Consider the following 15,409-nt stretch of genomic DNA (forward strand, 5'->3'; position numbering starts at 1 on the left):
CAAGGAGCACGCAATGACCACGAAAAACGGCTGGACCGGCACGATCAACGGAATGCCCCGGGTGGGGCAGGCGGCCGAACGCAGCCGCACCACCTCGATGGCGGATATCGAGGCCTTCACCGCCATGACCGGCGACCGCAACCCGGTGCATTACGACGAGGCGCTGGCCAGCAAGACCGCTTTCGGCAAGCTGATCGTGCAGGGCGGCGTCACCACCGGCATTCTCAACGCCGTGGTGGCCGAGGATCTGCCGGGGCCGGGGACGGTGTTCCTGAACACCAACCTCAACTTCCGCAAGGCGGTGGGCGTCGGCGAGACGATCACGGGCCGGGTCGAGGTTCTGACCGTGCGCGAGGACAAGCCGCTTTGCACGCTCAAGGTCAGCGTCACCGACAGCACCGGCGCGATCTGCGTCGAGGGCGAGGCGACGACCTTCACCATGCCGCTCGAAGGGCTCTGACATGACCCCCGCCCCGCAGGCCGAGGGCCGCTGGCGCATGCTGGCCATCCTCTGTCTGGGGGTGGCGGGGGTGCTGGCGACCTGGTTCTCGGCCACGGCGATCCTGCCGGAACTGGTCACGCTCTGGGACCTGGACGCCGCGCGGACCTCGTGGCTGACCAATGCGGTGCAGCTGGGGTTCGTGGTGGGAGCGATCGGTGCCTCGCTGGTCAATCTGCCCGATATCGTGCCGATGCCGCGGCTGATGGCGGTGTCGGCGGTGCTGGCGGCGGCGTCGAACGCGGCGCTGCTGGTGGTGGGGCCGGACGGCGCCATCCTCGCGCGCTTCGTCACCGGCGTGGCGCTGGCCGGGGTCTATCCGCCCGCCATGAAGCTGATGGCGACCTGGTTCGTGCGGGGGCGGGGGCTGGCCTTGGGCCTTCTGATCGGGGCGCTGACCTTGGGCTCGTCGATGCCGCATCTGGTGCGCGCGCTGGCCGAGGGGATCGACTGGCGGCTGGTGGTCTGGGTGACCTCGGGTCTGGCGCTGGCCGCCGCACTGGTCTTCGCGAGCATGGTGCATGAAGGGCCCTCGCCCTTCGCCCGCGCCACCTTCGACCCGCGCCAATCGCTCAGCGTCTTCACCAACCGGCCGCTGTTTCTGGCGAACCTCGGCTATTTCGGCCATATGTGGGAACTCTACGCGCTCTGGGCCTGGATCCTCGCCTTCGCCGCCGCGGCCGAGGCCGGGATGCAGCCCTTTCCCTTCGGCTCGGCCTCGATGCTCAGCTTCGTTGTCGTGGCCTCGGGCGCGGTCGGCTGCCTTCTGGGCGGCTGGCTGTCGGACCGGATCGGGCGCTGCCTGACCTGCGCCGGGATGATGCTTATCTCGGGCGGCTGCGCGGCGCTGATCGGCTTCTTCTTCGACGGCCCGCCGCTGGTGCTGGCCCTGATCGCGCTGCTGTGGGGCATCACGGTGATCGGCGACAGCGCGCAATTCTCGGCCGCGGTCACCGAACTGGCCGAGGGCGCCTTTGTCGGCACGGCGCTGGCCCTGCAGATGGGGCTGGGCTTCGGCCTGACCGTGCTGGCGATCTGGGCCCTGCCGCATTTCGCCGAATGGATCGGCGGCTGGCGATGGGCCTTCCTGTTCCTCGTGCCCGGACCGCTGATCGGCGCCGCCGCCATGCTGGCCCTGCGCCGCCTGCCCGAGGCGACGCGGCTGGCCCAGGGCGCGCGCTGAGCGCCGCGCGCCCCTTGCCGGTCACTTCCGCGGCGGGGTGCGGTCGATCAGGCGCAGCGTGGCGGCCATGGCGTCAGCCGCCTGCGCGGTGGCTGGCGAGGCATCGAGCCATTGGCAGAGCTGACCCGCCGCCGTCTCCTGGCAGGGGCCGTTGGCCATCAGCCATTGATGCGGGTTGAGGTGCAGCGAGGCTCCGCCCGGCCCGTGGAAATCGACCCGCGGGAAATCGAGCGGATGGGCGCCCAGGGTGGCGCTGGTCCAGGCGGGGGGTTCCATCCACCAGCCCTGCCTCAGGGTCACCGCCAGCCCGTCCACGGCGACCGGGCACACGGCTGTCTCGCAGGCTGATCCGGCATCGAAGGTGGTCCGGGGCTCGGGCTCGGCCGTCACCGTCAGGGTGATGTCCGCCATCTGCCCCGGCGCCAGTGTCACGATGGTCGAGAAGGTCACCTCGCCCGGCACATGGGCGCTGATGCGCCAGCGCCCCGGTTCGAACATGCCGCGGATGGTCGGGCCGGTCTCCATCGGTGCCCAGGCCTCTGGGCTCATCGCAGGGTTAAGCGGCACGCCCTCCCATGAAACGGGCAGGTCCGGCGCGCCGGGGGGCAGGCGGAAGGTGGCGCTGGCCGCTGGCTGGTACTGCGCGGGATAGAGGCCGACGGCCGCGGGCGCCACGCCGCGGAGCGGCTCGGCCGCGGCGGAGAGGGGCAGCCATGCGACCAGCATCAGGCCGCTGGCCATGGGGGCAAGGGATCGGGTCATGAAAAATTCCTTCCGTCTCAAAAGCGCGCCCGCCGGGGGCGGGGGCGTGAGGAAGGAATAGGCGTTCCGCGTGGTGCCGGTCTTGACACCTGCGTGATCGGGGCGGGTGTGGCGGGCCGTCAGACACCCTCGCTTTCGGCGCGGGCCAGCGTCAGGACCATGACCTGACCGGCCTGATCGTCCTGCTCCCGGGCCAGCGCCCGGCGCAGATGGGGCAGGGCGGCGCGCCGGTCCAGCGCATCCAGCGCCATGGCGACATGGATCCGGGTGCGCCATTCGGGGCTTTTCAGCCCGGCGGCCACGGCCTCGAAATGGCAACCGGGCACCCGGCAGAGGATTGCGTGCAGCAGGTCCTGCACCCGGAGCAGCTCGTTCAGGGCGGTGCGGTCCCAGTCCTGCACCGCGCGCCGCTCGCAGGCGAGCTCGTCGAGCCAGGCGATGGCTGCCGCGATCTCTTCCTCGCCGCATTGCGCGCCGATGGCGGCGACCATTGCCTCGGGCACCCGGCTCAGGGGTTTGAGGTCGCACAGCGCCCGATGGACCAGCGCGGCAAGGGCAGAGACGGGTTGCGGGATCGGGCCCTCGGCCTGGTGGTGCATCTGTTGGATCATGCTCTGGCCCCCCGTCGGCCCCCCGGTACGCGCAACCGGCACCCGGTCGCGTGCCGTACGGGGCGCGAGACTACGCGCCCCGCGCGCCCGCGCACCCCCCCGTTCAGGGGGGCTGAGGACTTGGGATCTGGTGCGGAGACCGGACATATGGTCCAGTTCGCCAGTACCGGGCCGAACCGGCGCCCCTCTGTTCAGGGGGGCCACGGCAGGCCGGACGGGACCGAGATGTCGAGGGATGATGACGGCGATGCAAGACCGGCGCTCTGACCGAAGGATGCCGACCCCGGGCAGGCCTGCGGCCCTGACGCGTCGGCTGGCGCCCAGTCTGGCCCTCTTGGCTGCCGTCGCGCTGAGTGTCCTTTTCGCCGGGGTGATGCTGGGCCTCGCGACCAGCCGCCCCTGGCTTGGCCTGTCGCTGAGCCCGGTCCCGCCGGTCGCCAAGGCCGAAGAGGACGGCGCGCTCTGGCTGATCGAGGCCGAGGGGCCGGCGGCACGGGCAGGTGTTCCCTCCGCCGCGGCCCGGGTGCTGAGCGTCGCCGGTGCCGGGGGCGCGGTCACCCTGAACGGCGCCGACCTGATCGAGGAGCCCGACGCGCTGCCAAGCTATGCCGCGATGACCGAGTATTTCGCGCGTCAGGACCGGATCGCGGCGCTGATGGGCGGGCCGGTCGAACCCGGGCCGGTCGAACTCGGGCCGATCGAACTTGGGCTGGCCGAACCCGGTGAGGACGGAGCCGAGGCCGCCGCACCCCCGGCCCTCTACCGGATCACGCCCGAGGCGCGGCGCCCCCTGACCAGCCTGCCCGTCGCCTTCTGGATGCAGATCGGCGTCGGTCTGGCCGGGTTCTGGATCGGCGTCTGGATCTGGGCGCTGCGCCGGGGTGATTGGGCGGCGCGGTTTCTGGCGCTGGCGGGGGCGGGGCTGATGATCTCGGCCTTTCCCGCCGCGGTCTATTCGACGCGGGAACTGGCGCTGCCCGATCCGCTGTTCCGGGCCCTGTCGTCGCTCAACGCCACCGGGTCGCTGACCTTCGGCGTCGGCATGATCGGCCTTTTCCTGATCTATCCGCGCCGTCTGGTCCGGGATCGGTTTCTGCTGTTGCCGGCGCTCGTGCTGGGGCTGTGGCGGCTGGCCGATGCCCTGGAATGGGCGTCGGGGCCCGCCCTGGGCCGCCATCTGGCGATCCTGACCGCAATGCTGGTCATCGTCGTTCTGGTCGCCCTGCAATTCCGCGCCACCAAGGGCGATCCGCGCGACCGGGCCGCGCTGGCCTGGCTGGGCCTGGCGGTGATCGTCGGCGCGGGAACCTTCGTGGCGACGGTGATCCTGCCCGTCGCCCTCGGCATCGACGCGCTGCTGTCGCAGGGCCAGGCCTTCCTGTTCTTCCTGCTGATCTATGGCGGGGTGGCGCTGGGGGTTGCCCGCTACCGGCTGTTCCAGCTGGACGATTGGGCGTTCCGTATCCTGTTCTACGTGGTGGGCGTGCTGCTGCTGCTGGTGCTTGACGCCCTGCTGATCGTCACCGTCATCGACGAGCGCGCCCCGGCCTTTGCCCTGTCGCTGCTGGTGGTCGGGCTCGTCTGGCTGCCGCTGCGCGACATGCTGGCCCGGCTGGTGCTGCGGCGGACCGATCCGGTGCAGGGCGCGCTGTTCCGGCAGGTGATGGATGTGGCGCTGACCCCGCCCGGCCGCGACCAGCGCGCGCGCTGGGGCGCGCTGCTGGAGGGGCTGTTCCATCCCCTCACCCTGACCCCGCAGGAGGACGCCGTGCATTCGGCCCTCACCGACGAGGGGGGCGGGCTTGTGGTGGGCGGTGCGGGCGGCCTGCCCGGCTACCGGCTGGAATACGCGGGGCAGGGGCGCAAGCTTTTCGCGCCCGCCGATGTGACGCTGGTGGACGAATTGCGGGCGATGCTGACCAACGCGCTGGAAAGCCGCGCGGCCTATGAAAAGGGCGTGGCCGAGGAACGGCTGCGCATCGCCCGCGATATCCACGACAATATCGGCGTCCAGCTGATGGGCGCGCTGCACAGCCACGAGGTCCGGCGCAAGGACCAGCTGATCCGCGAGACGCTGACTGACCTTCGGGATATCGTGAACAATGCCAGCAACCCGGATCTGTCCTTCGAGGAATTGCTGGCCGATCTGCGTGCGCAGATCTCGGAGCATGTTTTCGCCGCCGGGGTGCGGATGGACTGGCGGGCCGAGGGGGGCGACGCGGTGATCCTGCCGCTGGCCAAGGCCCATACCCTGCGGTCGGTGGTGCGCGAAGCGGTGCAGAACGCGCTGAAACACGCCGACCCCGGGCTGGTCCGCATCGTCATCCGGCTGGGCGCGGACATGATCGACGTCAGGGTCGAGGACGACGGCAAGGGGTTCGACGTGGCAAATGAGCATCGCGGCAACGGGCTGGAGAACATGCGCGCCCGGATCACCAGCCTGGGCGGGCAATTCTCGCTGGTCAGCGGCGCGGCGGGCACGCGGATCGAGGCGCAGTTTCCCTATGAAGCCGGGCGGGTGCGATGATGACACGGGTCTTGATCGTCGAGGATCTGAGCGAGACGCGCCGCTGGCTGGCCGAGATCGTCACCACCGCCTTTCCCGGTTGCGAGATCCACGAGGCCGCCAGCATGCGCGCGGGCATCGGCCAGGTGGCGGCGCGGGATTTCGACGTGGCGCTGATCGACCTCGGCCTGCCGGATGGCTCGGGCCTCGATGTGATGCGCAACCTGCGCCTTCTGCGGCCGCAGACGATCTGCGTCGTGACCACGGTGATGGGGGACGATGCCTCGATCGTCGGGGCGCTGTCGGCCGGGGCGCAGGGGTATCTGTTGAAGGAACAGCCGCAGGACCTGCTGACCCGGCAGCTGCGGCAGATGGCCGAGGGGATCCCGGCGCTGTCGCCCTCGGTGGCGCGGCGGATCATGGAGCATTTCCGCCGCACCGGCCCCGCCGCCCCCGACGACGACCTGACCGCGCGTGAGCGCGAGGTGCTGGGCCTGATCGGCCGCGGCCTGCGCAACGGCGAAGTGGCGGCGCAGCTGACCATCGCCGAGACCACGGTCGCGGGCTACATCAAGTCGATCTACCGCAAACTGGGCATCTCCTCGCGCGCCGAGGCCTCGTGGCACGCCGCCCGGCTGGGGCTGAGCGACGATCTGACCGGGAACCGTCGGTAATCCCTCGCTGTGAACCGGGATGGTGCAGGGCAAACGCGCCTTGCGTCGCCTGCAGGACCGCGATGGCACGGTCGGCACCACCCGCGCCCTGCGCCCGGTCCGAAGCGTTCTGGCTATTCCCGACAGAGCCGGAGCGCGGTATCGACCAGCGACCGGCCCCTGTCGTCGAGGAGGAAGCTGCCTCCCAACCGGTTCATCGTATAGCCGAAGGCCAGCCCCCGCGCAGGATCGGCAAAGCCGACCGACCCCCCCATGCCGACATGCCCGAACGCCCCTTCCGGCAGGGGCAGCCCGCCGCCGTCCGGATGTTCGATGCCGAGCATGAAGCCCGGCCCGAACCGCATCGGCGCAAGCAGGGTCTGGCAGCGCGCCGTCTCGGCCGAGAGCCGGCCGAAGGTCCCGGTCTGGCCCGGCGCAAAGCCCAGGGGGTTGGCCGGGTCGATGAGCGCGGCGTATAGCCCGGCAAGGCCGCGGGCATGGGTGATGCCACCCGCTGCCGGAACCTCGACCTTGCGCCCGGCAGGGGTGTTGACCCCGCGCCAGCTCCAGTCGCCACAGTTCAGCAGCATCAGGTTGGTGGGGCTGCCGGGCGTGGTCAGCGCCTGCTGAAACGGCGTCGGGGCGGTGCCGCGCGGGGGCGCATAGGGCAGGACCGGCGCCACCCGTGCCTCCACCGCCGGGGTGGCGCCGATGGTGAAATCGAGGCCGAGGGGCTCGGCGATCAGCTGGCGGAACAGCGTGCCGAGGCTGTCCCCGGTAACCCGGCGCACCACCTCGCCCAGGATCAGCCCATAGGTTACCGCATGATAGCCCAGCCGGGTTCCCGGCTCCCAGAACGGCGGTTCGGCGGCAAGATGGCGGGCCATCGCCTGCGGATCGAGCAGGCAGTCGCGCGGCATCGGGGCGCGGATCGCGGGGATGCCGGCGGTGTGGTTCAGCACCATCCGCAGCGTGATCCCCGCCTTGCCGGCGGCGGCGAAGTCCGGCCAGAAGCTGGCGATGGTCTGGTCGAGGGCGATCAGACCCCGCGCCACCAGCAGATGGACGAGCGCGGCACTGGCGGCCTTGGTGCAGGAAAAGACAACCGAGACGGTGTCATCGCGCCAGGGGGCACCCGTTGCCGGGTCGGCGATGCCGCCGTGGAGATCGACGAGGAGCCTGCCCTCGTGCCGAAGGCAAAGCGAGGCGCCCAATTCGTCGCGGCTGCGGAAATTCTCGGCAAAGGCCGCGCGCAGCGGCTCGAAACCCGGTGCGCAATGCCCGGTGACCACGGTGTCGGCTCTGGCGGTGCTGGATTTCATGACTGGCCTCCCTGGCGGGGAGGATTGCAAAATCATTTGATTAATGCAAACGTTTTACTTAGATCCTGAAGGACCAAGGGAGAAGGGAAACGCGATGCAGCACCATGCGGAGGCAGGGGACGAATTGGCCGCGGGGGTCGGGATCGCCAACATCCCGACCCTGTTGATGGTCCTCTACCAGATGACCGGCGACGCGCGTTGGCTGGCGGCGCCTTACGCACCGAACCGACCCTATGGGATCGACGACAACGACAGCGGCCGCCTGCCCGAAGCGATCCAGGCCGAGATCCGGGCCGCCGCGCTGGCGGCGATCCGCGCGCATCTCGCCGGGCGCCCGCTTGCCGTGCCACGCCCTTCGGACGCCCAGCTGGTGCGGATGCTCTCGGTCTCGATGGCCGACGAGGTGCCGCCCAGCTATGGGCAGATCATCGCCCATGGCCTGGGACTGCCGCCGGAAAAAGCGCCCCAGCGCGTGCCGCTGCGCATCCCGTCCGGCTTCAAGGTCGTGGTGATCGGCGCCGGCGTCTCGGGGATCATCGCCGGGGTCGGCTTGCAGGATGCGGGTTTCGACTTCGAGATATTGGAGAAGAACGAGGATTTCGGCGGGACTTGGTACGGCAACCGCTATCCGGGGGCCGGTGTCGACACGCCAAACCATCTCTATTCGTTCTCTTTCTCCGACTACGACTGGCCGAAGTACTTTTCCCTGCGCGACGAGATCCACGATTATCTGCAATCCACCGCGCGCCGCTTCGGTCTGGATGAGCGGACCCGCTTTGGCACCAGGGTCGAGCGTCTGGCCTATGATCCCTCGTCCGCGGAATGGCGCATCTCCGGGATCGGGGCGAACGGTCAGCCCTTCGAGCAGCGGGCGAATGCCGTCATCTCGGCGGTGGGCGTGCTCGACATTCCGCTGGTGCCCGAGATCCCGGGCCTCGACAGCTTCCCGGGCGATTGCTTCCACACGGCGCAATGGCCCGCCGGGCTGGATCTGACCGGCCGACGGGTGGCGGTGATCGGCAATGGCGCCAGTTCCATGCAGGTGGTGCCGGCGATTGCCGATCAGGTCGCGGCGGTGACCATCTTCGCGCGGTCGAAGCAATGGGCGGCGCCCTTTCCCAAGTTCAAGGCCCCGGTGCCGGCCCCGATCCGGGCGCTGTTCCGCAGCGTGCCGCTTTATCAGCAATGGTATCGCCAGCGTCTGGCCTGGACCTTCAACGACCGCATCCATCCGACGATTCAGGTCGATCCCGACTGGCCCCATCCCGAGCGTTCGCTCAACGCCACCAACGAAGCGCACCGGCGTGCCTTCGAGGCCTATGTCCGGGACGAGTTGGGTGACCGTCAGGACCTTTTCGACGCGGTCGTGCCGGATTTCCCGCCCTTCGCCAAACGCATGCTGCTCGACAACGGCTGGTTCCGCACCGTTGCCCGCGATCACGTGACACTGGTTCCCGACCGTTTGGCACGGGTTGAGGGCAGCACCCTGATCGGCGCCGATGGCAGCCGTCACGAGGCCGACGTGCTGATCCTGGGCACCGGGTTCCGCGCCGCCGACTTCCTCGCCTCGCTCGAGGTTACGGGCGCCGAAGGACAGCGCCTGTCCGAGGTCTGGAACGGCGACGACGCCCGCGCCTATCTGGGGACGGCGATCCCCGGGTTCCCCAATCTCTTCACGCTGCTCGGGCCGAATGTGGGGCTTGGCCATGGCGGCAGCGTCATCGCGCCGATCGAGGCGCAGATGGGCTATCTGTGCGACCTGCTGGCGCGGATGTTCGACAGCGGGGCCGCGGCGGTCGAGGTAAAGCCCGAGGTTCACGACGCCTACAATGTCCGGGTGGATGCGGCGCATGAACGGATGGTCTTTGCCCACAAGGGAACCAGCAACTGGTATCGCAATTCCCGGGGACGGATCGTGGCGATCACGCCCTGGCGGCATGACGATTTCTGGCGGATGATGCACCAGGCCGATCTGTCGGATTATCGCCTGCTTGGCACCGGCTGAGCACAGGGAAAGGCCCGCTGTTTCAGCGGGCCTTTCCCTTGCCGGGGGGCGGCAGGTATCAGGCCGGGCCCTGCCCGACGACGAAGGCGGCGATGGTCGTGGCCGAGCCTCCGATATTGAGGATCCCGGCCCGCCGCGCGCCCTCGACCTGCATGTCGTCGGCGCGGCCGGTGACCTGGTTCGCGGCGTCCAGCATCATCCGCACCCCCGTCGCGCCCACCGGATGGCCAAGCCCGATCAGCCCGCCCGAAGGATTGACCGGCAAGCGTCCGTCGGCGGCGATCACCCCGTCCTCGACCGCCTTCCAGGCTTCCCCCGGGGCGGTGATGCCGAAGGCGTCGATAGCCATGTATTCGGTCATCGCAAAGCAATCATGGGTCTCGATCAGATCAAGCTCGAAAGCGTCGGCGATCCCGGCCCGGCCGAAGGCGTCGCGGATCGTTGCATGGACATGCGGCAGGACGAAGGGCGTCGATGCCCCCTCGCGCAGCTTGTCGGCAAAGCGCATCGGCGCCGTGCGGTGGCCCCAGCCGTCGATTAGGGCCAGATCCGACAGCGCCAATCCGCGCGCCGCGGCGTAGCGGGCGGCGCGCGCCTCGGAGGCCAGGAAGACCACCGCCGCGCCGTCGGTAACCTGCCCGCAATCGTTGCGTCGGACATTGCCCTCGATCACCGGGTTCTCGGCATCATCGGCCTGAAAGGACCGCGGCCCGAAGTGCCAGCCCCGGGTCTGCGCCTTGGGATTGCGGCGGGCGTTGGCGTAGTTGATGCGCGCAATCTCGCCCAGATGGCGATAATCGAGCGGACCGTAGCGCTCGCCATAGACCTCGGCGAGATCGGAGAAGGCGCGGGGCCAGAGATAGCGGGCGTCCTGCCATTCACAGCCTGCCAGCGCCGCGGCCCCCAGATGCCGGGCCGCTGTCTCGCCCGGCACATTGCGCATGAATTCCACCCCCAGTACCGCCACCAGATCCTGCCGACCGGCCTCGATATCGGCCATCGCCGCCATCAGCGCCATCGAGCCCGAGGCACAGGCGGCCTCGTGGCGGCTGGTCGGAATGCCCGAGAATTCAGGCGCGAGCCCAGCCAGGATCCCACCCAGCTGCCCCTGCCCGCAGAACAATTCCGCGACGAAATTGCCCAGATGAGCGGCCTCGACATCGCTGGGCTCCAGCCCCGCCGCGGCCAGTCCCTCGGTCATCACCTCGCGCATCATCGCCTCGATGCCCAGGCCCTCGCGGTGCCAGTTGCGGGCGAAATCGGTCTGAGCGCCGCCCAGGACATAGACGCGGGGGCGGTTCGGGCGATGGTCAGTCATCATTCGGTCCTTCGGAAGGGGTCTGGGTCAGTGGTCCGGCGGCCTGTGCCGAGGGGGGGGCACGGAAGATCGCCTCGCAGGCATCGGTGATGCGGGTGAGGGTCTGCTCGAAATCATTGGTGTCGCAGCGCCCGTCCGACAGCGCGGCCAGACGCGGGAGGCCGGTGATCGTGTAGTGCAATGCGCCCAGGGCGAAATGCATGCGCCACATGATGTCGATGTCATCGAGGTCCGGCAGCGCTGCCCGCAAATGCGGGAGGAAGCGCTGCAAATGCAGGACATCCTTGTGCAGGATGTCATGGCTGGACGAGGTAATCTCGGCCAGCCCGGCGGCGAGGAACTGGATGAACAGCGCCCTCCCGCCCTCGTCGTAGGACCAGCGCACCCCGGGACGCAGCAGAGCGTCGAGCAAGGCGCGCAGACTGGCGGGCCCCCCGGCCGTGGCGCGCTGCAGCAGGTCGTGCCGCTCGCGGTTCAGGATCCGCGCCCGGCGCAGGAAGGCCGCGCGGAACAATTCGTCCTTGCTGCCGAAATGGTAATTGGCGACCGACAGCGACACTTCCGCCGCCGCGGTGATCTCGCGCATCGAGACGGCGGCGAGCGGGTTTCGTACCAGCAGCCGTTCGGCGGCGTCCAGAAGCTTGGACTTGGTCTCGTCGCTGCGGGTCAGCCGGCGGTCGCGCGGGCGGGGCACCCTGGGCGCCGCGGGGTCCTCTGGGCTCATCGTGGCCTCACTCCCGAGAACCGCTCGGCGTCGCCTTTCAGCGCGAGCTTGAGCAGCTTGCCATTGGCATTGCGCGGCAAGGGCTCGGCACGGATCACGACGAAATCGGGTTGCTTGTAATCCGCGAGCCGGTCGGCCAGCGCGCGACGGATTGTCCCTTCGTCCAGCGTGTCGGTCGGGGCGTATAGGTACAGGCAGATCCGCTCTCCCAGCACCGGATCCGCCACCGCGACCGCCGCCGATTCGCTGACGCCCGGCAGGCTCTGGCAGACGTTTTCGATTTCGGCGCTGAAGACCTTGTAGCCCCCGCGATTGATGAGATCCTTCTTGCGGTCATGGATGAACAGAAAGCCCTCGGAGTCGATGGTGACGATATCGCCCGTCTTCCAATAGCCATCCTTGAAAGCCTCGGCCGTCTGCCCGGCCGCGTTCCAATAGCCCGGAATGACCATCGGACCGCGCACCCAGAGCTCTCCTGCGGTGCCCGGCGCGACCTCTCGTCCCTGGTCGTCCATCACCAGAAGCTCGGCGCATTGCACGGCGAGCCCGACCGAATCGGGCCGACCGGCGCTGGAATCGGCGGGCATGATCGACACGGGCGAGGTGGTTTCGGTGGCGCCATAGGCATTGATCAGGCGCAGGCCGGGCAACCGCTCCGCCAGATGCAGAACCGTCGAGGGCGGCATGATCCCACCGCCGAAGATCCCGGTCCGCCAGTGCGACAACCCGTCGGGGGCAAAGCCGGGTTCCATCAGCAGGCGGGTGTAGATCGCCGGCACGAAAACGGTGAAACTGATCGCCTGGGCCTTGAGAGCGGCGAGGATGGCGGCGGTGTCCGCACCGCGCAGGATCACCGTGGCGCTCTGTGATTGCAGCATGTTCACGAAGACCGCAAAAAAGCCCGAGATATGCGAGGCCGGAATTGCCAGCAGGCCGCGCTGGCCCGGTTGCAGGTCGATGCCATAGGCGTAATGGCGCGCCGAATTGGTCAGATTGACATGGGCGATGGCGGCGCCCTTGGGTTTGCCCGTGGTGCCCGAGGTGTAGAACAGGAGGGCGATCTCGTCCTCGTCTCCCGGGGCCTCGAAGGGTCCGGCAGGGGGGAAGAGAGCGGGCAGATTGCCCAGGTCGCCGCCGCCCGAGACCGCCCAGACATGGCGCAGCGCTGGACACTCGGCGAGGTCGGGCAGGCGGTCGGCCAACGCCTCGTCATGCAGCAGCGCCACGGCCTCGCATTGGCCGAGAATATGGGTCAGCTCGGGGCCGCGCTGGCGGGCGCCGATCGGTACGGCGATGGCGCCGCGCCGGACGATGCCCATCACGGTCAGAAAAAACGGCAGCCCGTTGTCGCAAAAGACCGCGACCCGCTCCCCCTGGCCGATGCCGGCCGCAGCAAGACCGGTGGCGATGCGGTCCGCCCAGAAGTCGAAAGAGGCGTAATCCAGCGTGCTGTCGGCAAACACCAGGGCAGGGGCCTGCGGGGCCCCCTGCGCCGCCTGCCGCAAAAGCGCGTCGAACCGCGGTGCGCGCCGGGTGAAGCAGCGAAACACCCGATCGTCGAAATGCAGCTCGGTGCGCGTCGGGTTGTCGGCGGGGTCGGCCTCGAACCGGTGGTTCCTGACCCTTGGGGCATACCGTTCCATGGAGGTGGGCATCGCGCGCTCCTATCGAGGGGGCATGCGCAGCCCACCGTCAAGGCGGATCACATGACCATTGAGGTAGTGCTGCGATACGATGGTCATCACCAGATCGGCGAATTCCTCGGGGCGTCCGATGCGGTCGGGATGCGGCGGGCGCATGGCGGTGACGATGTCACGTGACTTGCTGTTCATGCCGTTGACCATCGGGGTCGAGAAGACCCCGGGCGCAATCGCCATGACCCTGATGCCGAATTTCCCCAGTTCGCGCGCCAGCGGCAGGGTCATCGCCGCCACCGCCCCTTTTGATGCCGCATAGGCAGCCTGCCCGACCATGCCGTCGAACGCGGCGATGGAGCTGGTGTTGACGATCACCCCGCGCTCGCCATCGGCATCGGCAGGGGCGTCCTGCATGGCGCGGGCGACGAGGCGCAGGTAGTTGAAACTGCCCGCAACATTCACCTCCAGCACATGGCGGAACTCGTCCAGCGGCATCGGACCCTCCGGGCGCAGGGTGGCGCCGGGCGCGGCGATCCCGGCGCAGTTGACCAGCACGCGCGGGGGGCCCCAGCGGGCGACATGCGCATCGACGATCCGAGCCGCGCCCGCCTCGTCGGCGACATCCGCCGCAGCCTGATGCAGGCCCGGGTCGCTGTCGCCCCCGGCCGCGAAAGCCCGGTCTACCCCGGTCACCATGAACCCTTCGGCGCGCAGCCGCGCCGTGGTTGCCGCCCCGAGCCCGGACGCGGCTCCGGTGACGATTGCGCTGCGCATGATTGCTTCCGCCATCCCTGGTCTTCCTCCCTGCAACGGGCCGCGACCGCCTCGGATCATGGCCTTCCCAGAGGTTTCTTAGCGCAAAGAAAAGATGCAAGAAAGATCTTGATAAAACGTTCGACTTCTATAGCGTGAGCCCCCGGAGGAGGACCACACATGAATCGTAACCGCTTGATTGCGGCCGCTTTTGCGGCTGCCCTGATGCCTGCTGCCGTCGCGGCCCAGTCCGTTCGCGTGGCGCATATCGACCCGTTCTCGGGCGCCTTCGCGAATGTCGGTGCGCTCAATGGCATGCATGTGGAATACGGCGCCGCGCTGGTGAACCAGTCTGGCGGCGTGCTGGGCGGACGTCAGCTCGAGGTCATCCGCTTCGACAACAATGCCAATCCGCAGGATGCGGTGGTCGTCTTGCAGGAGGCCATCGACCAGGGCATCCGCATCATCACCCAGGCGACCAATTCCGGCATCGCCCTGGCGGTGCAGGAAGCCATCGTGCGCCACAACCGGCGCAACCCCGACGACCCGGTGCTCTATCTCAATTACGGCTCGGCCGATCCCTCGCTGACCCGCGACCACTGCGACTATTACTCGTTCCGCTTCGAGGTGCATTCGGGGATGAAGCAGCTGGCCATCGTCGATGCCATCGCCGCCAATCCCGAAATCGACAGCGTCTACATCATCGGCCAGGACTACAGCCACGGTCATGAGGTCAGCCGTTATACCCGCGCCTATCTGGCCGAGCGGCGCCCGGATATCGAGGTCGTCGGCGACGAATTCCACCCGGTTGGGCGGGTGCGCGATTTCACCCCCTATATCGCCCGGATCCAGGCCAGCGGCGCCGATGCGGTGATTACCGGCAATTTCGGCACCGACCTGTCGCTCTTGATCCGCGCCGCCAACGAGGGCGGGCTCACCTCGACGATCTACACCCAATACGCCAGCACCTTCGGCGCCCCGACCGCCATCGGGCCGGACGGGATCGGCAGGGTGATCGACACCGCGCACTGGACGCCCGATGTCTGGCTCACCCACAACACCGAGGCCGGGCGGCAGCTGGTCGAGGATTTCGAGCGGACCTACAACGCCGAGATCGGCAGCTACCAGATCCTGGTGCAGATGCAGATGCTGGGCGCGGCGATCAACGCCGCGGGGTCCGACAATCCGACCCAGATCGCCGCTGCGCTGTCCGGGGCGACCTTCGACGCGGTCACCGGCCCGGTGATGATGCGCGAAAGCGATCACCAGCTGCTGCATCCGCTCTTCGTTTCGGTCTTCACCGACGAGGGCATCACCAACGATTCCGAAGGGACCGGTATCGGCTGGCGGACCCTGCGCGAAATTCCGGCGTCCGAGCTGAGCGACGATTCGACCTGTCAGGTCAGCGTTCCGGGCTGAGGCCAAAGGCACCATTC

13 protein-coding genes are annotated in these 15,409 nt (G+C 68.8%); 6 read left to right on the forward strand and 7 right to left on the reverse strand.

Going from position 1 to position 15,409, the window contains the following annotated elements; all coding sequences use genetic code 11:
• Nucleotides 1-13: 13 nt before the first annotated feature.
• Both DDE23_RS09350 and DDE23_RS09355 read left to right on the forward strand, forming a co-directional pair.
• Complete coding sequence (locus DDE23_RS09350) at nucleotides 14-460, forward strand: MaoC family dehydratase (protein WP_107751015.1); 447 nt, start codon at nucleotides 14-16, stop codon at nucleotides 458-460.
• Between the two features lies 1 nt (nucleotide 461).
• Complete coding sequence (locus DDE23_RS09355) at nucleotides 462-1,682, forward strand: MFS transporter (RefSeq protein ID WP_107751016.1); 1,221 nt, start codon at nucleotides 462-464, stop codon at nucleotides 1,680-1,682.
• Between the two features lie 21 nt (nucleotides 1,683-1,703).
• Here DDE23_RS09355 and DDE23_RS09360 read toward each other — a convergent pair whose 3' ends face one another.
• Both DDE23_RS09360 and DDE23_RS09365 read right to left on the reverse strand, forming a co-directional pair.
• Entirely contained in the window at nucleotides 1,704-2,444 is a 741-nt protein-coding gene (locus DDE23_RS09360; RefSeq protein WP_133239536.1) for a hypothetical protein, read from the reverse strand.
• Between the two features lie 119 nt (nucleotides 2,445-2,563).
• Nucleotides 2,564-3,055: a hypothetical protein gene (locus DDE23_RS09365; RefSeq protein WP_107751018.1), complete on the reverse strand. Its 492-nt coding sequence runs from the start codon at nucleotides 3,053-3,055 to the stop codon at nucleotides 2,564-2,566.
• A gap of 274 nt (nucleotides 3,056-3,329) precedes the next feature.
• Between DDE23_RS09365 and DDE23_RS09370 the strand changes: the two genes are divergently transcribed.
• Complete coding sequence (locus tag DDE23_RS09370; RefSeq protein ID WP_107751019.1) at nucleotides 3,330-5,582, forward strand: sensor histidine kinase; 2,253 nt, start codon at nucleotides 3,330-3,332, stop codon at nucleotides 5,580-5,582.
• Nucleotides 5,582-6,235 carry a response regulator gene (locus DDE23_RS09375; RefSeq protein ID WP_107751235.1) on the forward strand — a complete coding sequence of 218 codons (654 nt, stop codon included), beginning with the start codon at nucleotides 5,582-5,584 and terminating at the stop codon, nucleotides 6,233-6,235. Before DDE23_RS09370 ends, DDE23_RS09375 begins: the two co-directional genes overlap by 1 nt.
• 113 nt (nucleotides 6,236-6,348) lie before the next feature.
• On the opposite strand, the gene DDE23_RS09380 is transcribed toward DDE23_RS09375, so the two are convergent.
• Complete coding sequence (locus tag DDE23_RS09380) at nucleotides 6,349-7,536, reverse strand: serine hydrolase domain-containing protein (RefSeq protein ID WP_107751020.1); 1,188 nt, start codon at nucleotides 7,534-7,536, stop codon at nucleotides 6,349-6,351.
• 94 nt (nucleotides 7,537-7,630) lie between these two features.
• Between DDE23_RS09380 and DDE23_RS09385 the strand changes: the two genes are divergently transcribed.
• On the forward strand, nucleotides 7,631-9,541 hold the full coding sequence (locus tag DDE23_RS09385) for a flavin-containing monooxygenase (RefSeq protein ID WP_107751021.1): 1,911 nt from the start codon (nucleotides 7,631-7,633) through the stop codon (nucleotides 9,539-9,541).
• Nucleotides 9,542-9,599: 58 nt separating this feature from the next.
• On the opposite strand, the gene DDE23_RS09390 is transcribed toward DDE23_RS09385, so the two are convergent.
• The 4 genes from DDE23_RS09390 to DDE23_RS09405 are packed head-to-tail and all read right to left on the reverse strand — an operon-like array spanning nucleotide 9,600 to nucleotide 13,994.
• Nucleotides 9,600-10,859, reverse strand: a complete 1,260-nt coding sequence (locus tag DDE23_RS09390) for an acetyl-CoA acetyltransferase (protein ID WP_107751022.1) — start codon at nucleotides 10,857-10,859, stop codon at nucleotides 9,600-9,602.
• Nucleotides 10,852-11,583 carry a TetR/AcrR family transcriptional regulator gene (locus DDE23_RS09395; RefSeq protein WP_107751023.1) on the reverse strand — a complete coding sequence of 244 codons (732 nt, stop codon included), beginning with the start codon at nucleotides 11,581-11,583 and terminating at the stop codon, nucleotides 10,852-10,854. Before DDE23_RS09395 ends, DDE23_RS09390 begins: the two co-directional genes overlap by 8 nt.
• A complete protein-coding gene (locus DDE23_RS09400; protein WP_107751024.1) occupies nucleotides 11,580-13,238 on the reverse strand; it encodes a class I adenylate-forming enzyme family protein in 1,659 nt (552 codons plus the stop codon). Before DDE23_RS09400 ends, DDE23_RS09395 begins: the two co-directional genes overlap by 4 nt.
• Before the next feature lie 9 nt (nucleotides 13,239-13,247).
• The gene (locus tag DDE23_RS09405; protein ID WP_107751236.1) at nucleotides 13,248-13,994 is read right to left on the reverse strand and encodes an SDR family NAD(P)-dependent oxidoreductase; all 747 of its coding nucleotides are present in this window, start codon (nucleotides 13,992-13,994) and stop codon (nucleotides 13,248-13,250) included.
• Nucleotides 13,995-14,198: 204 nt separating this feature from the next.
• On the opposite strand from DDE23_RS09405, the gene DDE23_RS09410 reads away from it, so the two are divergent.
• Complete coding sequence (locus DDE23_RS09410; RefSeq protein WP_157957996.1) at nucleotides 14,199-15,392, forward strand: branched-chain amino acid ABC transporter substrate-binding protein; 1,194 nt, start codon at nucleotides 14,199-14,201, stop codon at nucleotides 15,390-15,392.
• Nucleotides 15,393-15,409 lie beyond the last annotated feature (17 nt).

It is taken from the genome of Pararhodobacter aggregans (assembly GCF_003075525.1).
GTDB classification, from domain to species: Bacteria; Pseudomonadota; Alphaproteobacteria; order Rhodobacterales; family Rhodobacteraceae; genus Pararhodobacter; species Pararhodobacter aggregans.